The organism is Streptomyces sp. NPDC048441 (assembly GCF_043200235.1).
Classification (GTDB): Bacteria; Actinomycetota; Actinomycetes; order Streptomycetales; family Streptomycetaceae; genus Streptomyces.
Window position 1 is genome coordinate 477,975 of sequence record NZ_JBICXM010000003.1, and the last position, 16,685, is coordinate 494,659.

Here is a 16,685-nt window from a genome sequence, read left to right on the forward strand (position 1 = left end):
GGGGAATCGAAAGGCATCGCGCGACCGGATGCCGTGCGGACGGCGACCGGATGCCGTGCTGATGCGTACGGATGGAGTGCTGATGCGTACGGATGGCGTACGGCAGCCACCGGGCGGCGGGATCATGAAAAAGGCCCGATCGCTGGCGACGGGGGATGCACCAGCGATCGGGCTGGGGCAAACAGTAACAAGGCTGCCCGTGTCAGGTCAGCCAACTGTCCGGTCGAATTCGCGAGTTGTGAGCGGGATCACTTTGGGAGGCGTCGATTCCGCACCGCCCCGCGGACGTACCGAACCACTCCACACCGCTCCGTTACTCGTCGCACGGAGGCGCGTAGGAGAGGCGGGGGAGATATTCGTGCCACTTATCCCGTGTCAGAACGCCCTGCGTGGTCGAGCAAATACGGCGAATGGCCTCGTCGGTATCCAGGTCCCACAACCGGACGGTATCCGTTCCGCTCGACACCCCGAGCATGTTGCTTTGTGGACTGAACGACAGGAAACTCCCGCTCTTGGCGTTGGGGCTCATCGACTGACCGATGGGAGAGGCCTCGGCGGGGTGGGCGACGTCCCAGAGCCGGACCATGTTGTCGTTGCCGCCGCTCGCCAGGGTGCGGCCGTCCCGGCTGAACGTCAGTGACACCACCGCGTCGGTGTGGCCCGTGAGGGAGGAGCCCAGCTGGGTCGCCTTGAGGGGATCGGTGATGTCCCAGAGCCGGACCGTGCCGTCGTCGCTGCCGCTGGCCAATGTGCGGCCGTCCGGGCTGTAGGTGAGCTTGTTGATGGGCCCCAGGTGCCCGGTGAGAGGCGTACCGAGCCGGGTGGCGTGCTGCCGGTCCTGCACGTTCCAGAGCCGGATGGTGCCGTCCGCGCTGCCACTGGCGAGAGTTCGACCGTCCGCACTGAAGACGAGGGAGTTGATGTAGCCCTTGTGGCCGCTGAGTGGCGCGCCGAGCGGACGGAGCCGGGACGGGGCGCTGACGTCCCACAGCTGAACGGTGCGGTCGGTGTGGGCGGTTGCCAGCGTGCGGCCGTCCGGGCTGAAGGCCAGCGCGGCCGCGAATCGTGTACGCAGCGCGACGGGCGGCCCGTAGGGGACGGGCCGGGTCGGGTCGGTGACGTTCCACAGCTGCACCGCGCGGCTCCCCGTGAGGACCGCGAGTGTGCGGCCGTCGGGGGAGAACACCGGCGCACGCACGTCCCCGTCCCCGTCACCGACCCAGGGCTTGAACGGTTTGCTCAGTGACACGGGCCGGTCGGGACGCTCCACGTTCCACAGCCGGAGCTGCTCGTCGCGCGCGGCCGTGGCGAGCACCTTCCCGTCCGGGCGGAACGCTCCGACGCGGCCGATCATGTCCGACGTAGGGATCGACCACAGGCGGACCTTGTTGTCACCGCTGCCCGTGGCGAGGGTCCGGCCGTCGGGGCTGAAGCCGAGCGCGTACATCTCCCCGCTGCTGCCCGCGAGGGACTCGCCGACCTGCGACGGATGCGCCGGATCACGGACGTTCCACAGGCTCGCTGTGCTGTCCGCGCTGGCGGCCGCGAGCATTGTGCCCGCGGGGTTGAAGGACACGGACCACACGGGGCCTGTGTGGCCGGTGAGCGGCACGCCGAGGGGTTTTCCACGGCGTGGGTCGGTCACGTTCCAGAGGCGGATGGTGTTGTCCGAACTGCCGCTGGCGAGCGTACGGCCGTCGGCGCTGAAGGCCACGGAGTGCACCGTGCCCGTGTGGCCCTTCAGCACCTTGCCGATCGGCTTCGGGTGGCGCGGATCGGCCATGCTCCACAGCCGGACGGTGCCGTTGTCACCGCCGGCCGCCAGGGTCCGCCCGCCGGGGCTGAACGCCACGGAGCGCACGGCGGCGGTGTGGCCGGTGAGCGGTGTGCCGAGCGGTTTCGCCCGGCGGGGGTCGGTGACGTTCCACAGCCGTACGGTGTGATCGTCATGGGCGGAGGCCAGCGTGCGCCCGTCCGGGCTGAAGGCGACCAGATAGATCGGGCCGCCGTGGCCGGTCACGGGCGGACCCAGCGGGCGCGGGTGACGGGGATCCCGTACGTCCCACAGTCTGATCGTGCCGTCGTCCGAGGCGGTGGCGAGGGTGGTGCCGTCCGGACTGAAGACCGCGCTGCTCACCCAGCTCTTGTGGCCGGTGAGGGGCTTCGCCACGGGTTCGGGATGCGACGGGTCCGACACGTCCCACAGCCGTACGGTCCGGTCGTAGCTGGCGGTGGCGAGGAGCCGTCCGTTCGGGCTGAACGAGGTGAGGTAGACGGCGCCCTTGTGGCCGAGGAGCGGGGTGGCGAGCGGCGCGTTCACGATCGAGAGCAGCCGGTTCTTCATGCTCTCGTCGTCCGGCCGCAAGCCGTGGGCGACCAGGTCGAGTTGAGCGGACAGTGAGGGGTCCGTGTGCTGGGCGCGGTCGGCTTCGGCGACCACCTGCTCGAACACCGCGTCGTCCCGCTGCTGCCACGCGACCACCGCCGAGACGACGGCCAGCATCGCCAGGACGACCAGGGTCGCCACCGCGCCGCGGCTGATCCAGACGGTGCGCTTGCGCAGCCTGGCCGAAGCGGCGACGAATTCCACGGCGCCGCGCGTGAGGAAGGTGTCTCCGGCGGACTTCGCCCAGGCGCGGGCCTGCTCTAGCCGGGAGCCCCGGTAGAGCAGTGCCGTGTCGCGATCGGAGTCCTCCCAGGCCCTGCCGTCCTCCTCCAGGCGCTGGCGCAGCAGGTTGTCGTTCCTGTCCTCGTCGATCCAGTCGCGCAGGCGTGGCCAGGCGTGGAGCAGCGCCTCGTGCGTGATCTCCACGGTCTCCGAGTCGAGCGTCACCAACCGGGCACGGACCAGCGCCTCGAGTGCTTCTTCCGTCTTGCAAGGGTCCGTCGACTCCTCCGCGAGCTGGCGCCGCGACCCGCGCCTACGGGTGGCCTGGGTGTCCTCGCCGAGCCGGACGAGCCGCAGGAGGAGCAGCCTCGCGGCCGTGCGCGCGGCCGGGTCGAGGCCGGACCAGGCACGCTCGGCGGTCGCCGCGACCGCGCCCTGGATTCCCCCCGCGGTGCGGTAGCCGGCCAGCGTCAGCCTTCCCGCCTTCCGCCGCTGCCAGGTGGCGAGCAGGGCATGGGACAGGAGCGGCAGCACCCCCGCGTCGTGCGCCCCGCGGGGGCCGTCAGTGCCGACTTCCCGGACGATCAACTCCGCGAGGCCCGGCTCGAGTTCCAGGCCCACGGCTTTCGCCGGCCCTGTCATCGCGTCACGCAGTTCCGTGGTGGTCAGCGGACCGAGCACCATGTGACGGTGTTGCAGCGCGTCGGCCAGTTCGGGATGGGCGAGGCACTGCTCGTAGAAGTCGGCGCGGATGCCGAGGACTACGAGGGCGGGGGCTTGGCTGCTGGGCTCGGTGGGGTCGGTGGTTTCCGTGCGGTCGGCGGGCGAACATGCGGCGTGGAGGAGCTGAATGAAAGTGCGCCGGGCGGCTTCGTCGGAGCAGAGGGTGAATGTCTCCTCGAATTGATCGACGATGACGACGGGGCGGACCGGACTATCAGGAGCAGTGTCGGGCGGTGGCTGGCTTCGCTGGCGTTTAGCCCATGCCGTGATGGATTCCCGTACCGCATCCGCGAATCGGGAATTGCTCAATTCTGCCGCGGCGGAGATGGGGTGCGTGAGTTCGGGTATCTGGCGGGTGAGTTCCGCGAGCGGATCGGCACCGGGCACGAGCTGAAGTACGAGACCTGCCGGTCCGCTCTCATCGCTCGGCGCGCCGTTCTCCAATAGCGCGCCGTTCTCCAATACGGGCACCAACCCGGCGTTCAGAAGGGAGGACTTTCCCGCGCCCGAGGCCCCCACGAGCATGACAAGGCCCCCGGTTTTCTCCGCCATGCGGAGCTGGGCGACGAGGGCGTCCGCGCTCCGCTCCCGGCCGAAGAACCACTGGGCATCCCGCTGGCGATACGAGGCAAGGCCTCGGTAAGGGCACACTCCGGGAACGGAAGGGGCCTCGCCCTGAAGGCGTACCTCTTCATCCGCGGATGTCGCGGCGGCGCGACCACCGATGGGATCGGCCACCGCGCGCTCCCACAGGAGCTGCCACTTGGCCATGTCGTACAGACCCGCGGACACCGGCGTGGGCCGCTCGCGCCGTGCCTCGGGGATCAGGACGTGCAGCACCGCGGCGAGGGCGGCGAACTGGGCAGGCACGTTCTTGGCCCGCCGCCAGTCGCTGATCCGCTGGGCGGAAACCCGTACGGGCCGCCCTCGTTCGTCGACCCGCTGAAGCCGTACGACCGCCTCGGCCACGCGCTGGAGGGGAGGATTGCCGGCCTCCTTGTACAGCAGCGCGAGACGTTCCGCGAAGGCTGTGCGTGCCCCTGAGTCGGAACTCAAGGCCTCCACCCCTTACTTCCCCCGCGCTTGGATATCCGGACCGGAAAACTCACTTTATATGGCTGACCTGCGGATTAGTTGTCCGGACAACGATGCGACCTCCTCGCCGGAGGCCGGAACTGGCAGGATCACGAACCGGTAGCGAACCAACCGCACAGCGTCAGGGCAGGTCACCGGCTCGGTACTCGCAGACGGTGACTCATGGCGCCGCATGGCCGCGGCTGGTTTCCGCCGATCACATCCGGACCGCTTCCGCCTCGATCGCGGATCCGGTCTCTCCTCGATCCGCGCTGACACGCCGACGCAGCGCGGCTCGAAGCCGCTCGCGCCGTTCGGTACCGGTCCCCACAGGGGAGGGACCGGTACCGAAACGGTGCGGCGCGGTGCGGCCCGGCGCGGCACGGTGGACAAACGAGTCAGGCCCGATTCCCATTTCTGGAAACCGGGCCTGCTTTGGTGGCTCACATTTCTGGAGCTGCCAGATCTACTAATCTGCTAGATGTACACAACGCAAGTGGTAGGAACCCAGCCCTTGGTACCCCGGTAGCTGATGTAGTTCCACTGGTTGCTGCCCTGCCCGCACTTGTCGTACCACTTCGACGACTTCTCATTCGCGATCTTGCATACGGTCTTGCCCTTAGGGGCAAGGCCGAGAGCGGTTCCGTGGACGCTCTTGGTCTTGCGGATCTTGACGCTCTCCACCGCCTTCTGCTTATCGCATGAGGCGGCCGAGTAGCTTCCGCCGGAGGATGCAGAAGAAGTGACAGCAGTGGAAGCGGCGACCGCGGGAGTCGAGACCAGAGCGGCACTCGCCAATACCGCGGCACCCATGACGCACGTGAGCTTTTTGCGCATAATTCCCCCTTGTTTCCATCGCGATATTCGGCTCGCGATTCAGGCGAGGATATCAACTCCTCCACCCCTCCACTCCTCACCCCTCTCTCCGTGACTCGCGGTCACGTAAATCGCGTATTGGGTAAATGTCGGGCAGTACATGGGCATGTGCACTCGCGTGATGTGAATCCGCCGACCTGGACGAGCGCCTACGACAGCGTGGTGCGCTCGATGGCGATCAAGGCGGCGTCGTCGTTCAGGTGTCCGCCGACGTGTCGCAGCAGGTCGCGCCGGAAGCGGCGCAGGAAGGCGTCGGGGTCGTTCTCGGGCCAGCCGGTGATGCGCTCGGCGAGCGGATAGAAGGCGCCGGTGGAGTCGCGGGCCTCGGTGACGCCGTCCGTGTACAGCAGCAGGAGGTCTCCCGGCTCGAACGGGAAGCTGTCGACGCGGTAGCGCGGGCGCGCCAGTTCACCCAGGCCCAGCGGAGGTGCGGGCTGCGGGGCGTCCATCGTCGTGGGACGACCGTTGCGCAGGACGATCGGCGGCGGGTGCCCGCAGGCGACCATTTCGACCCTGCCGTCCCCGTCGGGGATGTCCAGGATGACGGCGGTGATGAAGGTTTCGCCGGAGCGGTCCGTCTCTCCCGGCTCGGTCAGGTTCCAGCACACGCTTCCGTCGAGATAGGCCACCAGCTCGCCCAGGCTCGCCTGGCGGTGGGCGGCGGCGCGGAACGCGCCGATCAGCAGGGCCGCGTCACCGACGGCGGTCATCCCCTTGCCCCGCACATCGCCGACGATCAGCCGGGTGCCGGATGCGGTGCGCGCCGCCGCGTACAGATCCCCGCCGATCTGGGCCTCGGCCTCGGCGGCGAGGTAGAGGGAGGCGACGCGCAGCGGTCCGAGATGCTTGGGCAGCGGTGGCAGGACGACACGCTGGGCGGTCTCGGACACGTACCGCACCTGCGTCAGTTCTCTGGCGCGGCGATCTCGCAGTACGCAGAAGATCACGAGGCTCGCTCCGACCAGCACCAGGGCGATGATCTGTGCCTGGTGGTTGGCCGAGAGCAACGTGTCCTTGTTACGCAGCACCCCTATGGTCGCCTGCGCGACCACCGCGAGTGTGGCCACAAGACCCACGGTCCGGGGCCCGCCGAACGACGCGGTGATCGCCGGGGCGGCGACCAGCAGCGGACCCAGATGAATGCCGGGCGGGGCGAGTACGTCGATCACGGACACAGCGACTATCCACGCGATCGGGATGGCCACCAACACATGCCCCGCTCGCGCCGACCCGCTGAGTCCTGTGAGGCGCTGCGACACACCTCTTCTCTACACCGCCCCTGCCCGGCTTGCACCGGCAGAGACGGGCAGGCCGCGGCATGGTGGCTCCGAACGAGTGGACTTCTCGACGCGGGGACGGGTGGTCGGGCCTGCGTCGCGGGCCGAGGTGGTGATGTTCATATCGACTGCCCCCCCTGTCTGGAAGAGGCGCCCCGAATGAGACGTTCCACCTCCCGCCGTACCCTCTGCGCAGCGCTGCTCGTCGCGTCCTTGTGGGCGCCGACGGCGGCCCATCCCGCCGCGGCCGATCAGCGGCCGGTCGCCGCCCACCCCGACAAGGGCGACTGCCCGAACAGCCTGGGGCGAGGGCTCACGTCCCGCCTCGACAAGACCATGAACGACGTCGGAAAGAAGGCGGACATCCCCGGGGCCGTCGTCGGTCTGTGGATGCAGGGCAAGGGCTGCTATGTCCGCTCCATGGGCGTCGCCGACACCAGGACCGGGGAGCCGATGGCCGCCGACTCCTTCGTCCGGATCGGCAGCGAGACCAAGACGTTCACCGTCACCGCGCTGCTCGAGCTCGTGGACGAAGGCCGGGTCAAGCTGGACGATCCGATCTCCACCTACGTCAAGGGCGTGCCCAAGGGCCACCGCATCACGCTGCGCCAGCTCGCGGAGATGCGCAGCGGTCTGTTCCCCTACACCGAGGACGCCGGCTTCGTCCACGACCTGCTGAGCGACCCGCAGCGCACCTTCACCCCGCGCCAGTCCCTCGCGTACGGCTTCAAGCACCGCAACACCTCCGCCCCGGGCAAGAAGTTCCAGTACTCCAACTCCAACCTCATCCTGCTGGGCATGGTGATCGAAAAGGTCAGCGGCCACCCACTCGCCGACTTCATCCACCACCGCGTGCTGCGCGCGGCGCACCTGCGCCACACCCTGTTCCCGCGGGGCAACGAGTTCCCCCAGCCGCACCCGCGCGGCTACACCGACCAGACGCTGAGCGGTGAGGTCGCGGACGCGACGAACTGGAACCCCAGCTGGGGCTGGGCGGCGGGGGCGATGATCTCGAACCTGCACGATCTGCGGCACTGGGCCAAGTCCGTCGCCACCGGGCAGCTGCTCACCGCCAAGACGCAGAAGCAGCGGCTCAAGACGCTGCCCACCGGCTTCCCCGGTACCACGTACGGTCTCGGCATCCTCAAGACCAACGGATGGATCGGGCACAACGGCTCCATCCCGGGCTACGAGACCGTGACGGTCTACCTGCCCTCGAAGAAGGCCACCCTGGTCGTCATGATGAACACCGACATCCTGAGCCAGGGCCAGGAGCCGTCCACCCTGCTCGCCCGTGCGATCACAGCGGTCGCCACTCCGAAGAACGTCTACGACGGGGCGGCCACGGCGCCCTAGTCCGCGCGCGTGAGTGCCTGTTCCAACAGGATCTTCGCGGCCGCCAACATTCCACGGCTGACAGCGAGGACGCCGTGTCGGTACGTCAGCGGCCCAGGCGGCGGTGACCTCATCCCGGGCAGGAGCCCCCCTTGCCCGGACTCGTCCGGAACGCCTTCGGTGGGCTGTAGCCCTTCGACCGCGGGTACTCGATGACCGGAACGAGCTTGCAGACGGGCCAGTTGCCGTTCCCCGAGGTGTACCCGAATTCGCCGCTGGCGCCCCGCACGCAGTCCCCGCAGTCGCCGCCGGTCCCCACCTTCATGTTGCTGATGTTGCTGTTGACGTCGTACTTGGAGGGCAGCTGGCCTTTGTTGTCCTCGTCATCCGTGAACTGGGTGACGGCCTTGCTCAGGACCTGGAAGGCGTCGTAGTGCATGATCGCGTAGCCGTCGTCCAGGTCGGCCCCCTTGATGTCCGCGTCCTTCGCGGTGGTGCCGGCGAACGTCTGGAACTGCCCGGGAGCGCCTTGGCCCAGGCTCCACGAAGGGTTGTCCGTGGGCGCCGCGTTGAGCGTGACGACGTTGGCCTCCGCCATCGCCTTGCGCATGTCCTCGCTGGTGAGCCGCGAGGTGATCCCGGTGGAAACACGGAGAATCCGGATGGGCTTCTCGTTCTTGTCCTTGCGGGCCTGACAGTCGCCGTCCTTGGCGATGGCCTTCACCAGCTCGGGCAGGTCCCAGTCCCGGCCCGCCACGAACACCGTGTCCGCGCCCGACTTGCACAGGCTCGAGGCGGCGGGCGCCATGGCGGCGGGTGCTCCCTCGTAGGGGCCCATGCTGCCGACGTACGACTTGTCCCGGAGCGACAGCTCGTACTTCGTGCCGAAGCTCTTGAGGAGCTCCGCCTTGGTGTTGGTGACGTAGTCGTCCTTGGCGCGCGAGTCCCAGACGAGGAAGCCCTTGCCGTTGCGCGGCTCGTCCTTGAGGTAACGGGCAAGGGCTGACACGGAGTTGCGGTTGTTGGGAGCGGTCTTGAAGAAGGTCCTGGCCTCGATGGTGGGGGAGCTGAGGACACCGCTGACCGCCGGGATGTTCTTTGCGGACAGGGCGCTCACCGCGTCCTGCGTGTCCTGCTCGCTGTTGGGCAGCCCCATCACGCCCACGAGCGGGGAGTCGTCCTCCGTCTGCTTCCCGCCGCCGCTGAGCTTCGCCGCCGCGTCCACGGCGGGCTGCCACAGGTCCAGGTCGGTGCCGATGTTACCGAGCAGCAGCTGGAAATTGACGCCGCTGCTGGAGCTGTTGGCGTTGCGCTGCGCGGCGTAGGCGCCCGCCAGGCTGTGCTCGACGAGCGGGGCGGTCATCGCCCCGGACTCGGAGGTGTTGAACGGGAGCAGCAGGGCGACTTTCACGTACGGCTTCTTGCCGGCGTCGCCCTCGGGGCTCTCCCAGACGTCCTGCACCCGCTTGTTCTCCTTGGCGATGCGCTTGACCAGCCGGGAGAACTCCTTGCCGGGCCCGTCCTCGCCCGGTTTGAAGACCGGCACCTGTGCCGTCGCGTCCACGAGGCCGACGCATTCGTCCTGCTTCTCCACGAGCCCGTCCTGGCAGTCGCTCCTGGTGAGGATCGGCACGACCAACCCTGCCGTGACCCCCAGCAGGACGAGGGCCACGAACCCCGCGATCCACCGGCCCAGGATCCTCTCACCGCGCCTGAGATCGCGCCCCCTGACGAAGGGGCGGATGAAAATGTCAGTGAAGCTCACCTTGGCTCCCTTCAGGGCCGAGTGCCGGTAAGGCGGAGGACGGGGTGCGTAGCTCGCGCAGGGCGTCGTGCCACTCCTGGGCGGCGTCGAAGAGCGTGCCCGCACCCGTGGCATGTCGGCCCGACAGGAGCTCGAGGTCGAACCGGATCCGGTCGCACAGCTTCTCGTCCGGTGCGGTCAGGGGATCGGCGGCCAGCCACACCGCGTGCAGCAGACGGCGTATGGAGCGCCGTACGTCGTCCTCGGCCGGCTCCGTGCCGCTCTTCCCGCTGGCCTTGTCCCAGCAATCCGCCGCCCAGCTGGCACGGGGCGGCGGATGCGGCGCCGACGCCACGTGCCACAGACCGTGCAGCCAGTGCTCCGCGGTGTCCGACGACACGAACCGCTCGTAGAGGCGCGTCACCACGTGCCCGGCATTGCCGCCCGCGAGCGCGTGGTGCAGGGCGTCGATGGGCTGTCCGGCGTTCTCGTGGTAGTCGTGGAGCAGCTGATGGAGGCCGTACCAGGTGGGGGCCGACGGCGTGGCTTGCGCCCGCTGGCGGCGCAGTTCGAGCACGAGGACAGCCCGCAGGAACGGGTCGGTGACGAATGGCCGCGGCGCCTGTGCACCGTACTCGGCGCGCAGATGGCTCCGGGCGGTCTCCACGGCCATGCGATCCGGGTCGGCGGACAGGTACTCGACGGCCAGGGCACGCGCTGCGGCGTTGTCGTGAGCAACGGAGAACAGGGTCAGATTGCGGCGCAGCTCCGGGTCGGGCACGAGCCGCGCCGCGATCTGCCGGGTCACCGACTGCCCGTCAAGGCGCAGCGCGCCCACATCGAGCCCCGGCGTGGCCGCGCTGCGCGGATGGGCCTGCACCGCCTCGGTCAGGAGCCCGCACCCCAGGGGTGATCCCTGGGTGAACCGGCGAACCACACGCGGCAGTTCACCCCGCAGCGAAGGGGCGGCGTCACTCAGCATGGCCACGATGTCGTCACGCTTGAGCGGCGGCAGTTCGACGGTGATGAGCCCGGCCGACGGGGTCCCCGTCTCCGGTCGCCGCCAGTCGGCCGCCCCGCCCGCGACCTGCTCCAGGGTGCGTTCCGTCGCATCGGGCCGCGAGCGATGGCGGGCGCTGCCGCGCGCGGCGGCCACCAGGACCAGTGGGTCGCGGGCGCCCTTCGCCCGGTGGGTGAGGAGTTGGTCCAGGAGGAGGGTGCCCGGCGCGGACTGCGCGTTGTCGAGCAGGAGCAGCGGGCGTGGCGGCCGGTTGAAGCGCATCCAGCGGGTGTCGTAGCGGGCCCGCAGATCCTCCAGGAACGCCGCGGCAAGGCTGGCCTCGGCCACTCCCCGCAGGTCGTCGCCCTGGTGGAAGGCGCGGGAGAGCGCGAACAGGGGTGACTCCCCCCGGCGGACCCCGGGCCGTCCCGCGTAGAAGGACAGCACGCCGTCCGCCTGCCCCCTCTTCGTCAGATACCGCCCGGTGAACAGCTTCACCGAGGCGTCCACGACCGGCTTGAGCTCCTCCCGGTCGAGGACATTCGGCAGGGCGGCGTTGACGTCCCGCACCCAGCTGTCCGCGGCGGTGGAGCCCTCAGCGGCCAGACCGCCCTCGGTGAGCAGCCGCCGCACCCGGTCCTGGGCGGCCTCCTGCTCTTTCGCGTCGCCGAACCGCCAGGCGCAGACGGCCACGAGTCCGGTCCACAGGCGCGGCAGCCGCAGCCGCTTCCGCTCACCGGCGACCGGGGCGCAGAGCCCGCGGGCGGCGTCGATCAGGAAGTCGGCGCCCGGCGAGGTGTTGGCGACGAGGGCTTCGCCGGAGGCGGATTCGCGCGCCTGCGCGCAGTCCACCTCGGCCACCGGAATACGGGTGCGGTACGAGCGGTACAGCTTGTCGAGCACCGCGGTGCGGCCGCTGCCGTGCGGCCCGGTCAGGAGCAGCGCGGGCGGATCGTCCCGGTGTACCTGATCGACTTCCTCGTGCTCTTCTTCGCGGCGGCACCCCACCAGGCGTGGCACGAGGTCGTCGAGGAGGACGTCCCGCCCGTACAGTCTGCTCACGCTCGTCCTCTCTGCTCCGTGGCTCTCAGCCGCCGAGCAGTCTTGTCAGGGTCGGTCCGATGGTCTGTAACAGGGCCTGTGCGGCTGCGGAGTTGGGGGCTGCTGCCAGCTGGTCACGGATGCGGGCCGCGAGGGTACGAGTCTGCGGACTCGGCCGCGCGGGGTCCTCGTCGCTACGCAAGTCCCGGTCAGCCCGGAGGAGTTGGTCGATCTGCTCAGGGTCCAGGTTGAGGCCGGTCTGTTGGTTGAACGTCTCGATGGTTCCGTACAGGACATTGACGTTGCCCGTGACCGGACCGAAGGTGATGTTGCCCGGGGCCGGTTCGCGCGCCACATACGCCGATACGTCGCTGCCGCCCTCGGTCGCGCAGTGCCGCCCGCGCTCGGTGAGCCCGGCGCGGGCCTCGATCTCCTCCCCGCCGAGCGTGAGCAGCCCGACCCTCTGCAGATAGCGTGCGCTGCCCTCGACGACGCCCTGACTGAGCACCCGACCGTGGAACGAGGCTTGTTCGGCGATGAAGAACTCCTTGAGGCGCGGGTGGCGCCCGGAGCGGTTCTCCTCGTACGCCCACGCGATCAGGGCGTTCTCGGCGTATCGCCTGATCGCATCCGGGTTCCCCAGCTCCGCGACCAGCTGATCCGCCTGCGCAAGCCCCGCGGTGGTGAGCTCCGCGTCCGGCGGCGGCCGCTCCCCGTCCTCCTGGATCCGTACGAGCCCTCGCTCCTGGAGCGCTTCGATGAGGGCGGCGACACCCAGTGCGGGCTTGTTCTGCTGCAGCCCGAACTCGCCGGTCGGCACCGGCACATCGATCTGCCGACCGCACTGCTCGTGAAGCCACAGCAGCAGCCGTACTTCATAGCGGCCCAGCGAGCTCGTACGGTGCGTCATCGTGAGCCCAACCCCCGTTGGCACAGCGGCATGAAGCAAAGTGTGTGAGCAATCGAATCTACATCCGATGTGAGCGTGTCACCAGGTCCCGGCAGGGCCGGAGCACCCCCTAACTCCCGCGCTGTGTCGCGGAGTCGGAGCCTTGGGCGTCATCCCGGCGTCATCCCGGCGTCATCCCGGCGTCATCCCCTGGCACGCGACGCAGAGCTCCAGCGGCCGGCGGAGGCGTCGTCGGAGGTGTCAGCAGCAGCTGGTCCCGGCGTCCGCGGACTCGCTGGCGCTGGTGCAACAGGTGCTCTGGGGCTGCTTGGTGAGGGTGTCGGCGTCGGCCTTGACGACGTACACCTCCCAGGGTTCCTGGCCGGGGCCGTGGACCCAGACCTTGTCCTGGAGGGCGAAGCAGCACGTGGTGTCGTTCTCCACCGTGGTGTCGAGTCCTTGGCCGTCGAGGCGGGTGGTGGCGGCGTGGACGTCTTCGGAGGAGGCGACTTCTACGCCGAGGTGGTCCATGCGGGTGTCCTGCCCGGCCTCGCCCTGGATGAGGACGAGCTTGAGCGGGGGTTCGGCGATGGCGAAGTTGGCGTAGCCGTCACGGAGCTTGGCCGGATCCGTGTTGAACAGCTTGCTGTAGAAGGCGATCGAGGCGTCGAGGTCGGGAACGCGCAGAGCCAGTTGCACACGGGACATGGCAGTCCTCCTGTCGTGATGGATGGCGCGGATGTGGTGCGAGTCAGCAGCCGCCGGAAGTGGTACCGGGAGCGCCGAGCTGGATCAGGGCGGGGGCTGGAGCGCAGCAGCCGCCCGCCGCTTCCTGCTCGGTGTCGGGGGTGTCGAAGAGGCCCGCGCCGCCGCAGACACCGGTCTCGGGGAGGGTGAGTTCGACGCGGTCGGCCGCGTCCTCGTCTCCGGCGAGGGCGGCGACGACCGAGCGGGCCTGCTCGTAGCCGGTCATGGCGAGGAAGGTGGGGGCGCGGCCGTAGGACTTCATGCCGACCAGGTAGACGTCCTGTTCGGGGTGGGACAGTTCGCGGTGGCCGTGCGGGTAGACGGTGCCGCAGGAGTGCTGGTTGGGGTCGATCAGCGGGGCCAGCTCGACCGGCGCCTGCAGACGCTCGTCCAGGTTCAGGCGGAGCTCGTCGAGGAAGGACGGGTCGGGGCGGAAGCCGGTGAGCACGATGACCTCGTCGACCGCATCGAGACGGCGGCCGTCCTCGGCGACCAGGACCAGACGGCCATCCGCGTCCCGCTCGATCGCGTCGGTGCGAAAGCCCGTGACGGCGTCGGCGTGGCCGTCGTCAACGGCAGCCTTCGCGGCCAGGCCGAGAGCGCCGCGGGCGGGAAGCTGGTCGGCCTCGCCGCCGCCGAAGGTGGAGCCGGAGATGCCGCGCCGCAGGATCCACACGCCCTTGGCCCCCGCACCGGCTTCGGACTTGGCCAGGTCGGCCAGGTAGGCGAGGGCGGTGAACGCGGAGGCGCCGGAACCGATGACGGCGGTGCGCTTGCCCGCGTAACGGGCCCGTACGGCAGGGTCGTTGAGATCTGGCACGCGGTAGATGATGCGGTCGGACGCGGCGCGCTCGCCGAGCGCGGGCAGGCCGCTGCCGCCCGCCGGGGACGGGGTGGCCCAGGTGCCGGAGGCGTCGATGACGGCGCGGGCGAAGATCCGCTCCTCGCGGCCGTCGGCGTGGGCGATATGGACGACGAAGGGCTGCTTCTCGCGCTCGGCGTCGACGATGCGGTCGCGGCCGGAGCGGGAGACGCCGGTGACGCGCGCGCCGGTGCGGACCTTCTCGCCGAGGACGTCGGCGAGCGGCTGCAGGTACTGCTCGGCCCAGTCGCCGCCGGAGGGGTACGTCGCCGGGGCGGGGCGGGTCCAGCCGGTAGGGGCCAGGAGCTTTTCGGCGGCCGGGTCGACGACCTCGGCCCAGGTGGAGAAGAGGCGGACGTGCGCCCACTCGCGCACGGCCGCACCGGCGGCCGGTCCGGCTTCCAGGACGAGCGGTTCGATGCCGCGCTCGACGAGGTGGGCGGCGGCGGCCAGGCCGATGGGACCGGCGCCGATGACCACGATCGGCAGGGCGGCGGGTGTGCTCTCGCTCATCACGTTCTCCAGGGCGGTCAGGAGGCCATCGATCTACTGTTTCGACGTCTGTCGATATGATGAACCTTGCCATGCGGTATCGACAGATGTCAATATCGATGCATGTCGAATTCGAGTGTCGTGGAGCTGCCGATCCTGAATCAGCCGGCCGAGGCGGTGACGCCGTGCTGCCCGCCGCTGACCGAGCGGCCCCTCAGTGCCGAGGAGGCGGAGCGGACCGCGAAGATGTTCAAGGCCCTCGGGGATCCGGTGCGGCTGCGGCTGTTCTCGCTGGTCGCCTCCCATGAGGGCGGCGAGGCGTGTGTGTGCGACATCTCCGACGTCGGCGTCTCGCAGCCGACCGTCTCCCACCACCTCAAGAAGCTCAAGGACGCCGGGCTGCTGTCTTCCGAGCGGCGCGGTACCTGGGTGTACTACCGCGTCGAGCCGAGTGTGCTGGCCGCGATGGGGCAGCTGCTCACCGCAGCGGCCTGCTGAGTTGAACGCGAACGGCCGGGTGCCCGTTGGGGCGCCCGGCCGTTTCGTGCGGTCGGCGCGGATCAGGCGGGGCTGAACTTCCGCCGCCAGGCCAGGGATACGTAGACCAGCGCGACCAGGACCGGGACCTCGATGAGCGGGCCGACGACTCCGGACAGGGCCTGCCCGGACGTGACGCCGAAGGTGGCGATGGCGACCGCGATGGCCAGCTCGAAGTTGTTGCCGGCCGCGGTGAAGGCGAGCGTCGCGGTGCGGTCGTAGGCGAGGCCGATCGCCTTGCCCAGCGCGAAGGTCCCGAACCACATCAGCGCGAAGTAGACGAGCAGCGGCAGCGCGATCCGTGCGACGTCGAGCGGCTGCGAGGTGATCGTCTTTCCCTGCAGGGCGAAGAGGATGACGATCGTGAACAGCAGCCCGTGCAGCGCCCAAGGGCCGATCTTCGGCAGGAAGTTGGCCTCGTAGCGTTCACGGCCGAGCTTCTGCTCGCCGATGCGGCGGGTCAGGAACCCGGCCAGCAGCGGGACGCCGAGGAAGATGACCACGTTCAGGGCGATTTTCCACATGGAGATGTCGAGGTGCTCGCCGTCGCCCAGGCCGAGCCAGCCGGGCAGCAGGTCGAGGTAGAACCAGCCGAGCAGGCCGAACGCCAGTACCTGGAAGACGGAGTTGAGGGCCACTAGGACGGCGGCGGCCTCGCGGTCACCGCAGGCGAGGTCGTTCCAGATGATGACCATCGCGATGCAGCGGGCGAGCCCGACGATGATCAACCCGGTGCGGTACTCGGGCAGGTCCGCCAGGAAGATCCAGGCGAGGGCGAACATCACGGCCGGGCCGACGATCCAGTTGATGACCAACGAGGACACCATGAGCTTCTTGTCGCCGGTGACGGCGTCGAGCTTGTCGTAGCGGACCTTGGCCAGCACCGGATACATCATCACCAGCAGGCCGACCGCGATCGGCAGGGAGATCCCGCCGATCTCGACCTTGGCGAGCGCGTCGTTCAGGCCGGGGATGAGGCGGCCGAGCCCGAGCCCGAGGGCCATGGCGGCGAGGATCCACACAGCGAGGAACCGGTCGAGGGCGGAGAGCTTCGCGACGACGCCCATCTCCTCGCCGCCCAATCTGCCGGTGGTGGCGGGTTCGGTGGAGGTCATCAGCAGGCCCGCTTCCGGCCGGTCTCCACGGTCTCGCGCGCCGTGGCGGCCAGCTCGCCGAAGGAGGCGGCCAGGGCGTCGATCACCTCGGGCTTCAGTCGGTAGTAGATGAACCGGCCGCACGGCTCGGTGTCCACCACGCCCGCCTCGCGCAGCACCTTCATGTGGTTGGAGAGGTTCGTCTGCTTGGCGCCGGTCTCGGCGATCAGGTGCGTGGTGCACAGCGTCTCGCGGGCGAGGAGGGTCACGATCTGGAGCCTGAGCGGGTCGGCAAGCACCCGCATCAGTTCACTGTCGACTGATGTCAGCATGGGCTGATACTGTCACATCACTCGCTGCTGATACCAGTCAGCCTTGATCTAGCC

12 protein-coding genes are annotated in these 16,685 nt (G+C 69.4%); 2 read left to right on the forward strand and 10 right to left on the reverse strand.

Going from position 1 to position 16,685, the window contains the following annotated elements:
* Window positions 1-313: 313 nt before the first annotated feature.
* The 3 genes from ACGFSB_RS10145 to ACGFSB_RS10155 all read right to left on the reverse strand — a co-directional run bounded on the left by ACGFSB_RS10145 (window position 314) and on the right by ACGFSB_RS10155 (window position 6,540).
* A complete protein-coding gene (locus ACGFSB_RS10145; RefSeq protein WP_393396679.1) occupies window positions 314-4,396 on the reverse strand; it encodes an AAA family ATPase in 4,083 nt (1,360 codons plus the stop codon).
* A 486-nt stretch (window positions 4,397-4,882) separates the two neighbouring features.
* Complete coding sequence (locus tag ACGFSB_RS10150) at window positions 4,883-5,089, reverse strand: hypothetical protein (protein WP_393396681.1); 207 nt, start codon at window positions 5,087-5,089, stop codon at window positions 4,883-4,885.
* 341 nt (window positions 5,090-5,430) lie between these two features.
* Window positions 5,431-6,540: a PP2C family protein-serine/threonine phosphatase gene (locus tag ACGFSB_RS10155; RefSeq protein ID WP_393396683.1), complete on the reverse strand. Its 1,110-nt coding sequence runs from the start codon at window positions 6,538-6,540 to the stop codon at window positions 5,431-5,433.
* A gap of 177 nt (window positions 6,541-6,717) precedes the next feature.
* On the opposite strand from ACGFSB_RS10155, the gene ACGFSB_RS10160 reads away from it, so the two are divergent.
* Window positions 6,718-7,914, forward strand: a complete 1,197-nt coding sequence (locus ACGFSB_RS10160; RefSeq protein WP_393396685.1) for a serine hydrolase domain-containing protein — start codon at window positions 6,718-6,720, stop codon at window positions 7,912-7,914.
* Window positions 7,915-8,023: 109 nt separating this feature from the next.
* Here the strand turns inward: ACGFSB_RS10160 and ACGFSB_RS10165 are convergent, their stop codons facing one another.
* From ACGFSB_RS10165 to ACGFSB_RS10185, 5 genes are all read right to left on the reverse strand, one after another.
* Window positions 8,024-9,658, reverse strand: coding sequence for a hypothetical protein (locus tag ACGFSB_RS10165; RefSeq protein ID WP_393396687.1), 1,635 nt, complete (start codon window positions 9,656-9,658; stop codon window positions 8,024-8,026).
* Complete coding sequence (locus ACGFSB_RS10170; RefSeq protein ID WP_393396689.1) at window positions 9,645-11,699, reverse strand: ATP-binding protein; 2,055 nt, start codon at window positions 11,697-11,699, stop codon at window positions 9,645-9,647. The genes ACGFSB_RS10165 and ACGFSB_RS10170 overlap by 14 nt, the downstream gene beginning before the upstream one ends.
* A 25-nt stretch (window positions 11,700-11,724) precedes the next feature.
* Entirely contained in the window at window positions 11,725-12,588 is an 864-nt protein-coding gene (locus ACGFSB_RS10175) for a hypothetical protein (protein WP_393396691.1), read from the reverse strand.
* 240 nt (window positions 12,589-12,828) lie between these two features.
* Window positions 12,829-13,275, reverse strand: coding sequence for an ArsI/CadI family heavy metal resistance metalloenzyme (locus tag ACGFSB_RS10180; RefSeq protein WP_393396693.1), 447 nt, complete (start codon window positions 13,273-13,275; stop codon window positions 12,829-12,831).
* A gap of 43 nt (window positions 13,276-13,318) precedes the next feature.
* Window positions 13,319-14,689 carry an FAD-dependent oxidoreductase gene (locus tag ACGFSB_RS10185; protein ID WP_393396694.1) on the reverse strand — a complete coding sequence of 457 codons (1,371 nt, stop codon included), beginning with the start codon at window positions 14,687-14,689 and terminating at the stop codon, window positions 13,319-13,321.
* Window positions 14,690-14,791: 102 nt separating this feature from the next.
* Between ACGFSB_RS10185 and ACGFSB_RS10190 the strand changes: the two genes are divergently transcribed.
* Window positions 14,792-15,166 carry an ArsR/SmtB family transcription factor gene (locus ACGFSB_RS10190; RefSeq protein WP_393396696.1) on the forward strand — a complete coding sequence of 125 codons (375 nt, stop codon included), beginning with the start codon at window positions 14,792-14,794 and terminating at the stop codon, window positions 15,164-15,166.
* Window positions 15,167-15,228: 62 nt separating this feature from the next.
* On the opposite strand, the gene arsB is transcribed toward ACGFSB_RS10190, so the two are convergent.
* Together arsB and ACGFSB_RS10200 are read right to left on the reverse strand one after the other, a co-directional pair.
* Window positions 15,229-16,320, reverse strand: coding sequence for an ACR3 family arsenite efflux transporter (gene arsB / locus ACGFSB_RS10195; protein ID WP_393396698.1), 1,092 nt, complete (start codon window positions 16,318-16,320; stop codon window positions 15,229-15,231).
* The gene (locus ACGFSB_RS10200) at window positions 16,320-16,631 is read right to left on the reverse strand and encodes an ArsR/SmtB family transcription factor (RefSeq protein WP_393396700.1); all 312 of its coding nucleotides are present in this window, start codon (window positions 16,629-16,631) and stop codon (window positions 16,320-16,322) included. The genes arsB and ACGFSB_RS10200 overlap by 1 nt, the downstream gene beginning before the upstream one ends.
* Window positions 16,632-16,685: the final 54 nt, after the last annotated feature.

Coding starts and splice junctions, on each gene's coding strand:
- ACGFSB_RS10160 (WP_393396685.1), top strand. CDS start 6,718: ATGAGACGTTCCACCTCCCGCCGTACCCTCTGCGCAGCGCTGCTCGTC.
- ACGFSB_RS10175 (WP_393396691.1), bottom strand. CDS start 12,588: ATGACGCACCGTACGAGCTCGCTGGGCCGCTATGAAGTACGGCTGCTG.
- ACGFSB_RS10180 (WP_393396693.1), bottom strand. CDS start 13,275: ATGTCCCGTGTGCAACTGGCTCTGCGCGTTCCCGACCTCGACGCCTCG.
- ACGFSB_RS10185 (WP_393396694.1), bottom strand. CDS start 14,689: ATGAGCGAGAGCACACCCGCCGCCCTGCCGATCGTGGTCATCGGCGCC.
- ACGFSB_RS10190 (WP_393396696.1), top strand. CDS start 14,792: ATGTCGAATTCGAGTGTCGTGGAGCTGCCGATCCTGAATCAGCCGGCC.
- arsB (WP_393396698.1), bottom strand. CDS start 16,320: ATGACCTCCACCGAACCCGCCACCACCGGCAGATTGGGCGGCGAGGAG.
- ACGFSB_RS10200 (WP_393396700.1), bottom strand. CDS start 16,631: ATGCTGACATCAGTCGACAGTGAACTGATGCGGGTGCTTGCCGACCCG.